At 72.9% G+C, this 16,070-nt stretch carries 11 protein-coding genes; 5 read left to right on the forward strand and 6 right to left on the reverse strand.

Going from position 1 to position 16,070, the window contains the following annotated elements; translation table 11 throughout:
* The first annotated feature begins 27 nt into the window (after window positions 1-27).
* The 5 genes from OO67_RS11040 (at window position 28) to OO67_RS11060 (ending at window position 5,205) form a co-directional block, all read left to right on the forward strand.
* Window positions 28-453 carry a single-stranded DNA-binding protein gene (locus OO67_RS11040; RefSeq protein ID WP_033299301.1) on the forward strand — a complete coding sequence of 142 codons (426 nt, stop codon included), beginning with the start codon at window positions 28-30 and terminating at the stop codon, window positions 451-453.
* 187 nt (window positions 454-640) lie between these two features.
* On the forward strand, window positions 641-2,164 hold the full coding sequence (locus OO67_RS11045) for an LAETG motif-containing sortase-dependent surface protein (RefSeq protein ID WP_033299302.1): 1,524 nt from the start codon (window positions 641-643) through the stop codon (window positions 2,162-2,164).
* Window positions 2,165-2,417: 253 nt separating this feature from the next.
* Window positions 2,418-4,082 (forward strand): energy-dependent translational throttle protein EttA, encoded by a 1,665-nt coding sequence (gene ettA, locus OO67_RS11050; protein ID WP_078597823.1) that lies wholly within the window; start codon window positions 2,418-2,420, stop codon window positions 4,080-4,082.
* Window positions 4,083-4,087: 5 nt separating this feature from the next.
* Entirely contained in the window at window positions 4,088-4,510 is a 423-nt protein-coding gene (locus OO67_RS11055; protein WP_033299304.1) for an acyl-CoA thioesterase, read from the forward strand.
* Window positions 4,507-5,205 carry a DUF8010 domain-containing protein gene (locus tag OO67_RS11060; RefSeq protein WP_033299305.1) on the forward strand — a complete coding sequence of 233 codons (699 nt, stop codon included), beginning with the start codon at window positions 4,507-4,509 and terminating at the stop codon, window positions 5,203-5,205. The genes OO67_RS11055 and OO67_RS11060 overlap by 4 nt, the downstream gene beginning before the upstream one ends.
* A 148-nt stretch (window positions 5,206-5,353) precedes the next feature.
* On the opposite strand, the gene OO67_RS11065 is transcribed toward OO67_RS11060, so the two are convergent.
* From OO67_RS11065 to OO67_RS11090, 6 genes are all read right to left on the reverse strand, one after another.
* Window positions 5,354-6,328, reverse strand: a complete 975-nt coding sequence (locus OO67_RS11065; RefSeq protein WP_033299306.1) for an ABC transporter ATP-binding protein — start codon at window positions 6,326-6,328, stop codon at window positions 5,354-5,356.
* The gene (locus OO67_RS11070; protein ID WP_033299308.1) at window positions 6,325-9,096 is read right to left on the reverse strand and encodes an FtsX-like permease family protein; all 2,772 of its coding nucleotides are present in this window, start codon (window positions 9,094-9,096) and stop codon (window positions 6,325-6,327) included. Before OO67_RS11070 ends, OO67_RS11065 begins: the two co-directional genes overlap by 4 nt.
* A gap of 1 nt (window position 9,097) precedes the next feature.
* The gene (locus OO67_RS11075) at window positions 9,098-12,454 is read right to left on the reverse strand and encodes an FtsX-like permease family protein (protein WP_033299309.1); all 3,357 of its coding nucleotides are present in this window, start codon (window positions 12,452-12,454) and stop codon (window positions 9,098-9,100) included.
* Window positions 12,455-12,602: 148 nt separating this feature from the next.
* Window positions 12,603-13,007, reverse strand: coding sequence for a globin (locus OO67_RS11080; RefSeq protein WP_033299310.1), 405 nt, complete (start codon window positions 13,005-13,007; stop codon window positions 12,603-12,605).
* 84 nt (window positions 13,008-13,091) lie between these two features.
* Window positions 13,092-14,519: an FHA domain-containing protein gene (locus tag OO67_RS11085; RefSeq protein ID WP_033299311.1), complete on the reverse strand. Its 1,428-nt coding sequence runs from the start codon at window positions 14,517-14,519 to the stop codon at window positions 13,092-13,094.
* A 111-nt stretch (window positions 14,520-14,630) separates the two neighbouring features.
* Entirely contained in the window at window positions 14,631-15,995 is a 1,365-nt protein-coding gene (locus OO67_RS11090; protein WP_033299313.1) for a vWA domain-containing protein, read from the reverse strand.
* Between the last annotated feature and the right edge of the window lie 75 nt (window positions 15,996-16,070).

A 16,070-nucleotide genomic window follows, 5' to 3' on the forward strand; every position in this document is an offset into this window, starting at 1 on the left:
TTACGGCAGGGAATCGGGGGACGGGAAATGAACGAGACCTTGGTGACGCTGGTGGGAAACGCCGCGACGCCGGTGGACTTCCGGGAGACGGCGGCCGGATCGACGGCGCGATTCCGATTGGCGGTGACGCCCCGGCGGTGGGACCGGGAGCAGCAGATCTGGGCTGACGGCCGCACCAGTTTCTACACGGTATGGGCACGGAGGACACTCGCGGCGAATCTGTCCGGCTCGGTCTCCGTCGGGGAGCCGCTCGTCGTGCACGGACGGCTGAAGGTGCGTGAGGAGGAGCGCGAGGGGGCGTGGAAGACCTCCGTGGACATCGACGCCCTGGCGGTGGGGCACGACCTGACCAGGGGAACGGCGGCGTTCCGGCGGGTGGTCAGAGGTGATCCCGCACTGACGGCGCCTACGCATCGTCAGAAACCGGCCACAGAAATGGCATCGATGTCCTGAAGGGGAGGGGGCGCGCCGAACAGGGCTATAACGATTATGAGTCGGAATGGTTGTCTGACGGCATGACGGGGGATTCCTCTTCGCTCGCTCCTTACGATTCCCCAGTACTCATGCGGCACTTGAGTTTGCTGGCGAGACACCTCCCACACGCGCATCATGCGTGAGGTCTCGCCCGGAGGGGAATTCTGTGTTTTCTGTGTCTTCAGCGTCCACTTCGTCGTCGACGGCGGCGACGGAGGGCTCCCGCGGGAGCCGGAGCGGAAGCGGGCGGCACGGCCAGGGGCCTGCCGGTGGCGGCCGGGGCCGCGGTCTCGTCAGAGCGGCAGCCGCGGTGCTGGCCGGCGGGCTGGTCGCCGCCGGCACCCTCGTCGGCGCCACGGCGGCGACGGCGGACGAGGCGGGCCAGCACCAGGGCGGGGCGACCGCCGTGCTGGACGGGCTGAAGACCTATGACACCGCCGTGCTCCACACCGGCGGTGAGGACGGCGCGGCGGGCGCGACGCAGGAGCTTCCCGCGGGCCTGTTCGAGCTGGACGTCGACGGCGGCGGCCAGCTGAAGACGTACTGCATCGACATCCACAACCCCACCCAGGACCAGGCGAAGTATCTGGAGACCCCCTGGGACCAGACCTCGCTCGGCGCCAACGGGAACGCCGGCAGGATCCGCTGGATCCTGCAGCACTCGTACCCGCAGGTCGACGACCTCGCCGAGCTCGCCGACGAGGCCGGAACCGGGCCGCTGACCGCGAAGACCGCGGCGGCGGGCACCCAGGTCGCGATCTGGCGCTTCTCCGACGAGGCCGATGTCGAGGCCAAGGACGCGCACGCGGAGAAGCTGGCCGACTGGCTCGAGAAGGAGGCGAAGAGCGTCGCGGAGCCCAAGGCCTCCGTGGCGCTGGAACCCGCTGCGGTCTCCGGCAAGGCGGGTGAGCGGGTCGGCCCGGTCACCGTGCGTACCGACGCGGGCCAGGTCTCCGTGACCCCGCCCGCCGACGCCGCCGCGAGCGGGGTCGAGGTCACCGACAAGGACGGCAAGCCCATCACCCAAGCGGCCGACGGCACCGGCCTCTACTTCGACATCCCCGAGGACGCCGCGGACGGTTCGGCCTCGCTGACCGTCCAGGCCAGCACGTCCGTGCCCGTCGGCCGGGTCTTCGCCGGGCTGACCAAGAGCCAGACCATGATCCTCGCCGGCTCGAGCGAGTCCACGGTCACCGCGACGGCGAGCGCCACCTGGGCGGAGAAGGGCGCGGTGCCCGCGCTCACCGCCCGGAAGAACTGCGCCGAGGGCGGCGTGGACATCACGGTGGGCAACAAGGGCGACGAGGCCTTCACCTTCGAGCTGGCCGGCACCGAACACACCATCGCGGCGGGCGAGACCCGCACGGTGACGATCCCGGTCGCCGAGGACCAGGCGTACGACTTCACGATCACCGGCCCCGGCGGCTTCAGCAAGAACTTCAGGGGCGTCCTCGACTGCGCGACCGCCGGCGCCCCCGTCCCCGGTGACGACATCAGCACCCAGAGTGGCGCGGAGCCCGTTCCCGCCCAGACCGGCACCAGCTCCACCGGAGCCGAGGGCGACCTCGCCGAGACCGGCGGCTCCAGTGCCACCCCCGTCATCGCGGGTGTCGCCATCGCCCTCGTCGTCCTCGGCGGCGGCGCCGTCTTCCTGCTCCGCCGCAAGCAGCCGCAGGACAGCGGTGAGTGACTGACCACAGGCGCAGCGGGAATTGCGCCGGTGAGGAGCCCGGTACGGACCTCCGTGCCGGGCTCCGCGCGTTCCGCCCCCGGCCCCTGAGCTGTACCGGAGCCCGTTGCGACGTCGTCCCACGAGCCGCTCCGCCGGCCCGGGCGGACGCACCGGGACCGCACCGGGGGCCGGACGGGTTTCCATCCGGGTGCGGACGTCAGGCAAGATGGGTGTATCTGCCCACACCTCTATTGCTGCCGGACGGTTTCTCTTGGCTGAGTACATCTACACCATGCGCAAGACGCGCAAAGCGCACGGCGACAAGGTGATTCTCGATGACGTCAATCTGAACTTCCTGCCCGGCGCGAAGATCGGTGTCGTGGGGCCCAACGGTGCCGGTAAGTCCACGGTGCTGAAGATCATGGCGGGCCTGGAGCAGCCGTCCAACGGTGACGCCTTCCTGTCGCCCGGGTTCAGCGTCGGCATCCTCATGCAGGAGCCGAAGCTCGACGAGAGCAAGACCGTCCTCGAGAACGTCCAGGACGGCGCCGCCGAGATCATGGGCAAGCTCAAGCGCTTCAACGAGGTCGCCGAGCTCATGGCGACGGACTACTCCGACGCGCTCATGGACGAGATGGGCAAGCTCCAGGAGGACCTGGACCACGCCAACGCGTGGGACCTCGACGCCCAGCTGGAGCAGGCCATGGACGCCCTGGGCTGCCCGCCCGGCGACTGGCCCGTCAACAACCTCTCCGGCGGCGAGAAGCGCCGTGTGGCGCTCTGCAAGCTGCTCATCGAGGCCCCGGACCTGCTCCTCCTCGACGAGCCCACCAACCACCTCGACGCCGAGTCGGTGAACTGGCTGGAGCAGCACCTCTCGAAGTACCCGGGCGCCGTCGTCGCCGTCACGCACGACCGGTACTTCCTGAACAACGTCGCCGAGTGGATCCTCGAGCTCGACCGCGGCCGCGCGCTGCCCTACGAGGGCAACTACTCGACGTACCTCGACAAGAAGGCGACCCGCCTCAAGGTCGAGGGCCGCAAGGACGAGAAGCGCGCCAAGCGGCTCAAGGAAGAGCTGGAGTGGGTCCGCTCCAACGCCAAGGGCCGTCAGACCAAGTCCAAGGCACGTCTCGCCCGTTACGAGGAGATGGCGGCCGAGGCGGACAAGATGCGGAAGCTGGACTTCGAGGAGATCCAGATCCCGCCGGGCCCGCGGCTCGGTTCCATCGTCGTCGAGGTCGAGAACCTCTCGAAGGCCTTCGGCGACAAGGTCCTCATCGACGACCTGTCGTTCACGCTCCCGCGCAACGGCATCGTCGGTGTCATCGGTCCGAACGGCGCGGGCAAGACCACGCTGTTCAAGATGATCCAGGGCCTGGAGACGCCGGACTCCGGCGCCATCAAGGTCGGTGACACGGTCAAGATCTCGTACGTCGACCAGTCCCGCGCCAACATCGACCCGAAGAAGACCCTCTGGGCCGTCGTGTCGGACGAGCTGGACTACATCAACGTCGGACAGGTCGAGATGCCCTCGCGGGCGTACGTCTCCGCGTTCGGCTTCAAGGGCCCGGACCAGCAGAAGCCGGCCGGGGTCCTGTCCGGTGGTGAGCGCAACCGCCTGAACCTGGCGCTGACGCTCAAGGAGGGCGGCAACCTGCTGCTCCTCGACGAGCCCACCAACGACCTCGACGTCGAGACCCTGTCCTCGCTCGAGAACGCGCTGCTGGAGTTCCCCGGAGCCGCTGTGGTCATCTCCCACGACCGCTGGTTCCTGGACCGCGTCGCCACGCACATCCTGGCGTACGAGGGCGACTCCAAGTGGTACTGGTTCGAGGGCAACTTCGAGTCGTACGAGAAGAACAAGATCGAGCGCCTCGGTGCGGACGCGGCCCGCCCGCACCGTGCCACGTACAAGAAGCTCACGCGAGGCTGATCGACTTGGCCCGTCACATCTACAGCTGCCCCCTGCGCTGGTCGGACATGGATGCCTTCGGCCACGTGAACAACGTGGTCTTCCTCCGCTATTTGGAGGAGGCGCGCATCGACTTCATGTTCCGGCTGGCGCCAGGGGACGGCTCGCCGTCCTTCTCGGGCGGCTCCGTCGTGGCCCGTCACGAGATCGACTACGTGCGCCCGCTCGTCCACCGGCACGCGCCGGTGACCATCGAGTCCTGGGTCACGAAGATAACCGCGGCGTCGCTGACGATCGCCTACGAGGTCAAGGACCCCGACCAGGTCTACGTACGGGCGTCGACGGTCGTCGTGCCCTACAACCTGGCCGAGGAGCGGCCCCGGCGGATCACCGCCGAGGAGAAGCTCTTCCTCCAGGAGTACCTCGACCAGGAGCCGGCCGTCGTATGACAGTGCCCGTACGGTCGCCGCGGTTCGCCGACGCGAGGGAGGCGGCGGACCTCGCCGCCTTCCTCGGCCGGCTGCTGCACTACGACCGGGCCGCCGCCGTCCGCCTCCAGGCGGGCGGCGGTGCGCTGGCCGTCTTCGGCCGCCCGCCGTCGTTCGAGGTCCTGGCGATCCGGACGGTCCGGCTGTCCGGGTCCCACGACTTCGACATCACGGTCTCGGCCGGTGAACTCCTCGAAGCGCTGAACACGGACGGGGCCGACGAGGCGGCCGGCGTGAGCGCCCTGCCGGCGCCGGTAACCGGGCCGCCCTGGGCCGGGATGCTGCCGCCGCGCGGCGGCTGGCAGGAGTGCCGCGGGCTGCCGGGCCCCGTCGACCTGCGCACCGAGCTCGCCGACGCCGTGGCCGAGTTCCGGGCCCGCGACGCGGCGCTGCCCGAGGAGCGGCGCACCCGCGCGGAACGCGACCTGATCGGCCGTGACATCTGGTCCCGGACGGTCGGGGACACGGAACTCCCCCTGCGCGCCGTGCACGCCGCCCAGTCCCTCGGCTTCCTGCGCCAGGAGCCGGGCTTCCCCGTCGCGCTGCTCACGACGGGTTCATGGCTGCGGCTGCGGACGCCGTTCGGTTCGATCGCCCTGAGGAGCGCGGGCTCCGGCGGCCTCGGCACGCTCGCGGTGACCGTCGGGACCGTCTGAAGGTCGCCGGGCAGGGTGTCCGGCGCGCTCGCACGAGGCCCCGGACGCCAGGAAGCCCTCGGTCCCCCCAGCCGGGAGAGCCGAAGCGCCCGCCCACGGTCCTCGCTGCCGCGAGGCTGACACGGCTTCCTCGGGCCTCGAGCGCGTCCTACTCCTTCGACGCGCCCTGCTCCTTCGGCGCGTCCGGCCACACCCCGATGTGGTCCTGCTCCAGCTCCAGCACCACCCGGTGCTCCATCCCCAGCGCCTCGGTGTACTCGGCGGGCAGTTGCAGCCGGCCCGCACGGTCGAGCATCGCGTACTCCCTCGCCACCTGGGACTCCTTGCCCGTCGCCGCGTCCACCTCGGTGCGCCGCAGCACCTCGGAGGACGTACGGCCGTCGCGGATGGCGACCGTACGGCGTACCTCGTCCGCCACCGCCTGGTCGTGGGTGACGATCACGATCGTCGTGCCGAGCTCCTCGTTGGCGCGGCGGAACGCGGCGAACACCTGCTCGCCGGTCGCGGAGTCCAGCTCACCGGTCGGCTCGTCGGCGAGCAGCACCGAGGGGTTGTTGGCCAGGGCCACCGCGATCGCGACCCGCTGCTGCTGCCCGCCGGACATCTGGGCGGGGCGGCGGTCGCGGCAGTCCGCGACGTCCAGCATCTCCAGCAACGCCTCGGCCCGCGCGGCCCGTTCGCGGTTCCGGCCGCCCCCGCGCAGCTGCATGGGGAGCGTGATGTTCTGTGCGGCGGTCAGGTAGGACAGCAGGTTGCGGGAGGTCTGCTGCCAGACGAAACCGACGACGTCGCGGCGGTAGCGCAGCCGCTCCTTCTGCCCCATCGCCAGCAGGTCGCAGCCCGCCACCTTCGCCGAGCCGGCCGTGGGGACGTCCAGGCCGGCCAGGATGTTCATCAGCGTCGACTTCCCGCTGCCCGAGGCGCCGACCAGGGCCATCAACTCCCCCTCGGTGACCAGCAGATCGAGCCCCTGGAGCGCCTGCACCTCCACGCCGTCCGTCGAGAAGATGCGGACCAGCCTGTCGCAGGCGATCAGGGCGTCGTGCCCGTACGACGGCCTGTCACGGCGCGCGGCGGCCCGTTGTTCGAGTTCCGCGAGGGTGGTCTCTGTCGATGACGTCACCGGGTGTCTCCTGCCCTGAGTTCCTTGATCGATCCACGACGGCTCGCCCACCACGCCTGGACGCCGGCGACGGTGGCGGCGAGGAGGACCACCCCGGCCGCCGGGGGCACCAGCGACCGGAGGTCGGCCCGCAGGGAAGCGGTGGCCGGCGTCGAGGGGTCGCCGCCGGCCAGTGCCAGCGCGCCCAGATCGATGCCGGGTGCCAGCAGGGCGACGGTCGCCCAGCCGACGAGGAGCCCGCCGAACGCGGCCAGCAGTGCCTGCGGCATCGCCTCGAACGCGAGCAGCCGCCGCCCCTGGCGGGTGGTGAGCCCCATGGTGCGCAGCCGTGCCAGGAGAGTGGTGCGCTCCGGCGCGGTCTGCAGCAGGGAGAGGAGCACGGCGAGCAGCGCGTACCCGGCGCCCGCCACGACGGCCGCCCCGTAGATCCGTTCGGCACCCGACTGCATCGGGGTGTCCACGAACCTCTCGCGCTCCGCCGATCGCAGCCGCACCCCGAACTCCGGACCCGCCTCGCGCGCGGCGGCCCGCAGCTCCTGTCCGTCGAGCGAGGTCCCGGTGACCAGCAGCGTCGTGGGATCCGGAAGCGCCAGCCCCTCCGCGTCGACGATCAGGAAGTCCGAACCGCTCACCGCGGACGTCCGCGAGAGCACCCCCGCGACCCGCACCGTGATGTCCCCCGCCTGCGACCGGATGGTCTGCGGCCGCTCACCGAGCCGCTCGGCGACCGCGGGCGAGACGATCGCGGGGAGAACCTCGTCCTGCCCCGGCCCGTTCCGCAGCTCGGCCGTCGGGAAGGGGGGCAGCCCGGTGCCGCGGGCCAGCCGTGCGTACGACTCCGGTTCGACGCCCATCAGGGTCACGCGTTCCGTGTCGGACCTGGTGTCCTGGCCGGACGCCAGCGGCGTTCTGTACTCGATGCGGACGGCCGCGACGTCCTGGACGCCGTCCACCGCCCGGACCTGACGGAGGACCCCGTCGGAGACCGGGGAGAGCGCGCCCTCCCCGCTGAGCCGGGCATCCGCGCCGACGGCCCGCAGCGCGGCCTCGTCGCGGGCGTCCGCGACCCCCGCGAGCACCGAACCGCCGAACGCGGCCGTGGTCAGTGCGACGAGAAGGGCGAGCAGGGGCAGCGTGCCGTTCGACGAGGCCCGGCCCGCGCGGGCCAGCGAGAGGAAGCCGACCGCTCCCCGCAGACGGGCCACGGGGCGGGCCGCCAGCCGCAGAGGCAGGGGGTACAGCCGTACGAGAACGAGCGCGGCGATCAGCCCCACCAGGACGGGCGCTGAACTGACCAGCAGGTCCGTGCCCGAGCCCGTCGACGTACCCCGGCGGCGCAGCGCCGCGACGGCTCCGGCCGCGAGGACGAGCAGGGTCAGTTCGGCCACCGTGCGCCGCCTGCCGGGCCGGGCGTTCATCAGGTCGTCGCGGGCGCCGTGCAGCGACGGCCTGCGGTGCTGCAGCGCGGTGCGGAGCGGCAGCACCACGCACACGAGCGCCGCGACGGCACCGGCACCGGCCAGGGAGGGCACGAAACGGGCCTCGCGGACGAGCAGGACGGCCAGCAGCAGCCCGAGCGCCGCCGCGGGCAGGACCGCCACCGCCGTCTCGGCCAGCAGCCGCCCGCCGATGCCCTTCAGCGAGCCACCGCGGGAGCGCAGCAGGGCCAGCTCGTGGTGGCGGCGGGCGCTGATCAGCCCGCCCGTCATCAGCAGGACGACGCCGGCGACCGCCCCGATCCCGACCGCGGCGACGGTGACGACGGGGCCGATGGCGTGACGCATCGCGGAGTAGGCGTCGAGGATCGCGTCCAGGTCGGTGGTGAGCGTGGTGTTCGGCCCGGTGATCCCGCGCAGCTTCAGCAGCCCGGGGCCGTTCTCCACGGCCGCGACGCCGGTCCGCAACCCGGTGACGTCGGACGCGGTCAGCCCCGACGCGTCGGGGGCGAGCCGCCAGTACAGCTCGGGTTCGCCCGTGGTGCCCAGCAGCGCCGGACCGGTGTCCGGGGGCAGCAGCAGCGTCGCCCGCCAGTAGTAGACGGGCGTCGGGGACCCGGGGTCCCTGACCAGGGAGGGGGCGCGCAACAGCGGGTCCACCGCCCAGTAGCCCGACTCGGGACGCAGTGGCTCGACGATGCCGGTGACGCGCACGGTGAGCGTCCCACCGCCCTGGGTGGGCACCGCGACCGCGGAGCCCGGCTTCATCCTCAGCTCCGCCGCCGTCTCCACGGTGACGGCGGCCTCCACCTCACGGGTCCTCGGCGTCACCGTCCCCCGTGCCACGGGCCACCGCCCCGACCGCAGGGTGCTGTGGCCGGGGAGCGCCGACGGGGCGGCGTACGTGAGCTGCGGTGGCAGGGCGTCGGGGCGGGGCAGCCAGGCCTCATCGGCGACCAGGGGCTTCGTGGTGTGCACCCCGTACGAGGAGCGGGGAACATCGGCGCGCACGGGGTCCGGGAGCGCCCCGATCAGCGCACCGTGCGCCGACGAGAGGGCGTTCTCCCGCATCGCGCCCTCACGGACCGCGGGCGTCTGCCCGAGCGGGGGCGGCGGCGTCGTGACTTCGAGCACGCTCTGCCCCGGTGAGGCGGTCCTGATGTCGTGGCGCAGTGCCTGCGTCTCGTACGCGTCCACGGAACGTGTGAACGCGGCGGCGAGGAAGGCGGTCGACAACACCAGGACCGCGAGGGCGGCGGAGATGCCGGGGGCGGTGCGCAGCCTCGTACGCACCCAGGGCGCGCAGGCGGCAGGGACCTTGGCGGCGTTCATGTCAGTTGTCCCCTCGGTGGCGCAGCGATACCGCCGGATCGGTGCCGCGCAGTGTGATCGCGGCGACGATCAGCAGCGGCAGTGCGGCGACCGAGGCGAGCAGGACCGCGACCTGTCCGGCCGGCAGCAGCACCAGCACATCCGGCACCGGCCTGGCGGCCTGGCCGGTCAGCACGACGAGCGGTACGACGGCCCGGGTGAGCACCGCCCCCAGGGCCAGGCCGATCAGCAGGGCGAGGGTGATCAGCACGCCCTGTTCGGCGGCCATCATCCGGGCCAGCCGGCGGCGGGGCGCGCCCAGGGCCCGCAACACGGCCAGTTCGGCGGCCCGTTCGCGCTGCGAGCCCACGAGGCCGACGGCGAATCCGACCGCGGCGAGCGCGCCGGCCACCACGGCGACGGCCAGCAGCGCGGACTGCGGCCCCGCCCCCAGCGGGTCGTCCGACAGCTCCCGTGCCACCTCGTCACGCACCCGCACCTGCGCCGGATCGGTGCCGGGCAGCCCGCGCAGCCCGGCCGCCACCTCCGGGACGTCGCCGGGCGCGGTGCTCAGCCACCACTCGGTGGGCGCGAGGGTGGCCCCCGGCCGGTGGGCGAGCACCTCCGACACCGCCTTGAGGTCCAGCAGCAGACCGCCACCCGTCTTCGTGGCCGTGCTGTCCGAGGCGCCTTCGGGCGCGCCTTCGGGCGCGCCTTCGGGCGCGCCGGCGGCCGCTCCGGGGCCGGTGGTCGGGAGGTGCCGCACCGACTCCACCAGAGTCACCCGGACCGTGTGGCCCGCCAGCGTGAGGTCGGTCTCCTGGCCGGGCTTCGCCCCCGCGTACGTCAGATACGCGTCGGTGGCCACGGCCTTCAGCGCGGGCGCCGCCGGACGGGCCGCCGTGATGCGGAGGGTGCCGGAGGCGGCGCCGCTGCCGAAGAACGAGTCGTCCGGCAAGGTGGCTCCGGTGCCGTACCGGAAGGCCGGGGAGGCCCCCGAGCCGGTCACCTCCCGGACCGTCTCGCCGGGGCGCGTCTCACCCTCCTGGGACACGGTCGCCGTGGCCCGCCAGCGCACCCCCTGCGAAGCCGGTGCCGGCCGCTCGCTGCCGTCCGCGGTCAGGGCGCGGAGCCGGGTCACGGAGACCAGCCGCTCCTCGGAGCGGACCGCGGGTACGTCACCGTCCAGCTCGAACCCGGTCACCGCCAGCTCGCCCGACGCCGCCACGGGGAAGGCCACGGCGTGCGTACGGCCGTCGACGGGGACGGTGCCCGCCCCGACCCGGTACCCGATGCCGTAACGGTCCTCCAGCAACACGCTGACCAGCGCCGTCGCGTCCGAGGGGGACTTCCCGCCGGGCGCCGAGGTGTCGCGGATGCGCAGATCGAACAGCACCCGTTCACTGCCGTCGGGCAGGACGACCCCGGTCCGGGCGGTCCTCGGCGGTGCGATCGCCTCGAACAGCCCCCGCGGTGACGTGCCGGCCAGGTCCTCACGCATCAGCATCCGCTCGTCCGCGTGCGCGGTGTCCAGGGCGAGCACCTCGGCCGTCCGCCCGCCGGACAGCTCGGCCGTCGTGCGGAACGCCGGAGCCGCCTCCCGTACGCCGGGCAGGTCCGTGTAGGCGGCCGCCTTCGCCGGGTCGCCGGACAGGGTGCCCACGATGCGCACCGAAGCACCCGACCTGAAATCGGCCTGGTCACGCTGCGAACGGTCCCAGGACGCGCTCTGACCTATGGCCAGCATGCCCATCGCGACCGACAGGACCAGCAGCAGCACCGGGCCCGCGCCCCGCAGCGGACGCCGGCTGAACTGCCAGCCCGCCAGGGCGGCGGACAGCCCGCGGCCGCCCGCCGCCCTGCGCTCGGCGAGCCGGGCGGCGGGCGGGAGCAGGCGCAGGGTCAGGACGGTACCCGCGAGCAGGGCCAGCGCGGGGGCGGCGACGAGCAGCGGATCGACGCCCAGATCGCCTTCCCTGTCGCCGCTGAGCGCACCGCTGCCGGACGCCCCGGTCTGCCGGTCCAGCTGCCAGTACGCGACCCCGGCGATCAGCAGCAGCCCGATGTCGGCGCCCGCTCGCACCGGGGTGGGCAGCGACGAGGCGCGCGCCCCCCGGAGCCCGCCCGCCCCCGGTGCCAGAGCGGGCGCGACCACGGCGAGCGCGCACACCAGCGCGACGGCGCCCGCCACCAGCCAGACGGTGCCGTCCACTCCGCCGTCGAGGCGCAGCCCGATGCGGCCGAGCTCGCTCCGGTCCGCGAGCAGCCTGGTCAGGGGACCGGCGAGCAACGGCGCGACGACGGCGGCGGGCACCGCGAGCAGCAGCGCCTCTATCGCGGCGGACGAGGCGATCCGGCCCCTGGAAGCGCCCCGGGCGCGCAGCAGCTCGGTCTCACCGCCCCGCTCGCTGCTCAGCAGCCTGGCCACGAGCAGCAGGGTGTATCCCGCGAGCAGGACCAGCTGCACGGCGACGATCATGATCGTCGAGCGGGACACCAGCAGCGCCCGGTCGATCTGGTCGATGACGGTCGGCAGCGCCGTCCGCACCGTGGCCGCGCCCCCGAGCACCGCGGAGGCGGACAGTGCCTTCGGCCCGTCCGCCGACGCCCGGCGCAGCGCCTCGGTCCTGTCGGTCGTCACCGCGCGGAAGTCGGCGCCGGCCAGCCAGGACACCGGGCCGGCGCTGGTCCGGCCGGAACCGAGCACGGCGGGATCGGCGAGCAGAGGGCCGTAGGTGGTGAAGACGACCTTGCGGGCACCGCGCCCGCCCAGCGGGTCCAGCCGCCAGTACGGGTCGTCCAGGTCGGACGCCTCGTAGATACCGGTGATCTCGACCGGCAGCGGCGCTTCGCTCAACCGGTCGGTGAGCGTGAGGGCGGAGCCAGGCTCCAGCTTCAGTGCCTCCGCGGCGGCGCGGGGCAGTGCCACCTGCACGGGCTCCTTCGGGCCCCCGGCCCCGGCATCCGGCATGCGGCCGGCGACGAGGCGGACACGGCTGCGGTCGAGCGAGGCGAGATGCGTCAGATCGGGCTCACCGCGCTGCGCGGCGGGGGTCCGGAGGCCGGGCGGAAGGGCGTACGGCCCCGAGCTCTCCAGCTTCCGTACGGTCACCGGCAGTCCGTCGAACGTGTCGTGGGCCGCCCTGCGCACCGTGGCGTCGGCCTCCGCGCGCCGTTCACGGTCCACGTCGGCGGAGACGAAGAGGGCGGCCTGCTCGGCGGAGCGGTGGGTGAGCGTGTGCCGGAGCGCGGCGTCGCCCATGGAGCCGGAGAACGCGGTGAGCGCGGCGAGCACACAGGTGGTGAGCAGCACGGCCAGGACGGCTGCGGAGAGCAGGAGCCCGTGCGCCCGCACCCGCAGAAAGACGAACCCCGTCACCTGATCCCCCGCACCCTCAGCAGCCGCACGCCCCGCAGCGTGTACCGGATGCTTTCAGAGGGCACGGGCTCCTGGAAACCGCTTGTGGAGGCACCTTGATGGGATCGTGACCGTTATGCGGTTACGGAGCGCCGAATTCCGCACACGGTCAGTCCGGGGTGTTCACCATCGAGGCGGCGGCGTAGACGAGGTAGTCCCACAACTGCCGCTCGTGCTCGGGAGGAAGGCCGAGTTCGTCGACGGCCGCCCGCATGTGCCCGAGCCAGGCGTCGTGCGCCGCACGGTCCACCTGGAACGGGGCGTGCCGCATCCGCAGCCGGGGATGTCCCCGCTGGTCGCTGTAGGTGCGGGGCCCGCCCCAGTACTGCATGAGGAACAACGCGAACCGTTCCTCGGCCGGGCCCAGATCCGCCTCCGGGTACATCGGCCGCAGCAGCGGGTCGTCCGCGACGCCCTGGTAGAAGCGGTGGACCAGGCGACGGAAGGTCTCCTCGCCGCCGACCTGCTCGTAGAAGGTCTGCTCCTGAAGCGTGTCGCGCGGAATCTCTGTCACCCGTCCATCGTCGCAGACGCGCCGGCCGAGGACCGGGGTCCTAGGACCCCGGTCCGTGCCGGCGGGCGTCGCGGTCCCGCCGGATCAGTCGCGGCGGACCGTGATGGTCGTCCAGGCCCCGACGTGGACCCGGTCCCCGTCCTGGAGCGGGACGGGGACATAGGGCTGGATCGGGTCCTCGGCACCGTTGAGCGTGGTGCCGTTGGTGGAGTTCTGGTCGACGACGGCCCAACTGCCGTCCGGCTGCTGCACCAGCACGGCGTGCTGGTGCGAGACGCCCGGGTCCTCGGGCGGCACGGCGAGATCGATGTCGGGGGACTCGCCGGTGCTGTGCCGGCGGCGGCCGATGGTGATCTGGCTGCCGTTGAGCGGGAGGTGCTGCTCCGGAGAGTACGCGGGCAGGTTGAGCCCGGTCGCCTCCGGACCGCTGCGCTGCATCATCGCCAGGAAGTAGTCGCGGTCCGGGGCGATCACGGCAGACCAACTGCCAGGCCCCTGGTCCCTTCCACCCTGGGCTGGGCCTTGGCCGGGCCCCTGACCGGGGAACTGCTGCTGCGGCGCCTGGGAAGCCTGAGGCCCCTGCGGCGTCTGCGGCCCCTGCTGGAAGGCCTGCGGAGGCTGCTGCTGCGAGGGCGGCGGCAGCATCCAGTCGTCACCCCCACCGGGCTGCGGCGCCTGGGGCCGCTGGGGCGCCGGAGGTGCGGACTGCTGCTGGAACGAAGGCGGGGGAGGCGGCCCCTGCCGCGACGGCTCGAACGGCGACGGAGGCCCCGCCTGCGGGCCGGGGCCGTGCGGTGCCTGTTCCTGTGGTGCCTGTCCCTGCGGGCCGGGTCCCTGCGGGCCGGGGCCGTGCGGGGCCTGTCGCTGCGGGCCGGGTCCCTGCGGACCGGGGCCGTTCTCGCCAGGGGCCTGCAGGCCCGGCCGTCCCTGCGGATCGAACTGCGGCGGGGGACCCTGCCGGCCCTGCGCCTCGAAGGGGGACGGCGACTGCTGCTGGAACGACGGCGGAGGCGGCGGCCCCTGCTGGAAGGAGGGCGGGGGCGGCGGCGGACCAGGGCGGCCGCCCTCCTCCGACGAGAGCGGCTCCGCCGGCCGGTTCATCTGTGAGGGCCGGGAGCTCTGGTACTCGAACGAGTCCCGCTGCTGTTGCTGCTGCGGCGGACCCTGCTGCGCCTGGAAGCCGGGCGGCAGATTCAGGCCGGGCGCCGGGCCGCCGCCCTGCGGGGCCAGCGGCGTGTACGACGTCGCCGTGTTCGTGAGGAAGTTCCAGCGGCACTCCTCGCAGTACGGCGCCATCGCCTCACGCGGGGTGCGGCACTGCGGGCAGAGCTCGGCCTGTGCGGTCGGCTCCCCGGTGCCGGGACCGTGGGGGTAGCCGTAACCGCGCGCGGGGGGCGGAGGAGGCGGCGGCGGGACCGCGCCCGTGGGCGCGCCCGTCCCGGCCATGCGGTGTCCGCAGACCTCGCACCAGTCCTCGGAACCCGACTGGTGTCCGTTCGGGCAGGTCGGCATGTCGGCGCTTCCCCCTCTCCTCGTCCGGCCCGGAGGCCGCCATGCTTGTCGGTGCACCGTCCGGTCGGCCGGGGCGGCTCTCCGAACGATGGTGGGTTGTCGTTCGAGTCGCTATTTCTTGACGCGAACCGTCTTGGTCGAGCGCGTTTCGAGTGTCATCTCGTCCGCTTCCGCGACCCTCGCTTTCAGTCGCACAGTACCGGTCGCCGCGTCGACGACGTCGACCACCTTCGAAAGCAGCTTCGCAGTATCCGCGTTTCCGGAGGCCGACGCGAGCTGCACCGCGCGGCCCAGTTTCGCCGTCGCTCCGTCGAAGTCTCCCGATTTACGCGCATCCAGTCCCTGCTGGATGACTTGCGCCAGTTCCGCCTGTCCTGTGTAGTGCGCCACCTGGGGGTTGATCGAGGTGGACGCGGCCATGTCGTCCGTCCAGACGGCGCGTACGAGGCCCTGGGAGAGGGTCTGCGGGACGCCGCCGGCCGACGGGGACGGGGGCAGGATCAGCGAGACCCGGGCCGCCAGCATCTCCTGGCCGATCCCGGCCTCCGGGACCCTGACGCACACGTGGTAGTCCCGGGACTCGTCACCCCAGGAGCCGGTCGGATAGTCGCCCGCGCGCGGCCCCGCCTCGGTGCGGCGACCGCTCAGGTCGGCGACCGTGGGGGCGACCTGCTTGACGAACACGATCTCGGCACCGACGGGCGTCCAGAGCCGCAGAGCGACGTCCGCGACCTCCTTGCCCATCGCGTTCTCCATCATCCGTGTGAAGTCCGCGGCGAGGCCTGCCGGATCGGCCACGATGTCGGCCGATCCGAGCAGGGAGCCGGCGATCTCTGTGACCTCTTTCACCTCCCAGTCGGTGCCGACCCCTCTCGCGTCACAGGTGAACCGGCCCGCACAGGAGTCCAGAGCGGCCCGGAGGTCCTCCGGGGACTCGTGTTCGTTGCGCCCGTCGGTGAGGAGGATGCCGTGCCGGATGTCCACCTCGGCGGCCCCGAGCAGACGGTCGGCCAGGCGCAGCCAGGTCCCGATCGCGGTACCCCCGCCCGCACTCAGCCTGCGCAGGGCCTCCTTCGCCTGGGCCTTGGTCTGCGGGCCTGCCGTCGCCAGCCGCCCGTTGCCCGGGTACACGTCGTCGGCCACATGCGTTCCCGCGACCACGGCGAATCGCGTGCCGTCGCGCAGCGTGTCGATGGCCGCCGCCGTCGCGTCGCGTGCGTTGCGCATCTTCGTCGGGGGGTAGTCCATCGACCCCGAACAGTCGACCATGAGCACGACGGCGGCGGCGGGAGCCCGCCCCGGGACGCGCGCGGACGCCGGGGCACCGGCGGCCAGCGGCACGCCGCCGGTCGTCCCCCCGCCGGTGGACGTGACGGTGACGATCGCGTTGACGTCGCGGCCGCCCTCGGGCAGGAACTCGTTCTGGTACACCTCGACGGAGAACTGCGGCACGCTGGACTTGGAGAAGTTGGCCATCTGATCGGCTCCTTGAGGCTCCACATGAGTCAGACGAAGAGAGACGTGCGGTCAGGATCCGGGTCGCGGAACGCG

This window comes from Streptomyces atroolivaceus (assembly GCF_000717025.1).
Lineage (GTDB): Bacteria > Actinomycetota > Actinomycetes > Streptomycetales > Streptomycetaceae > Streptomyces > Streptomyces atroolivaceus.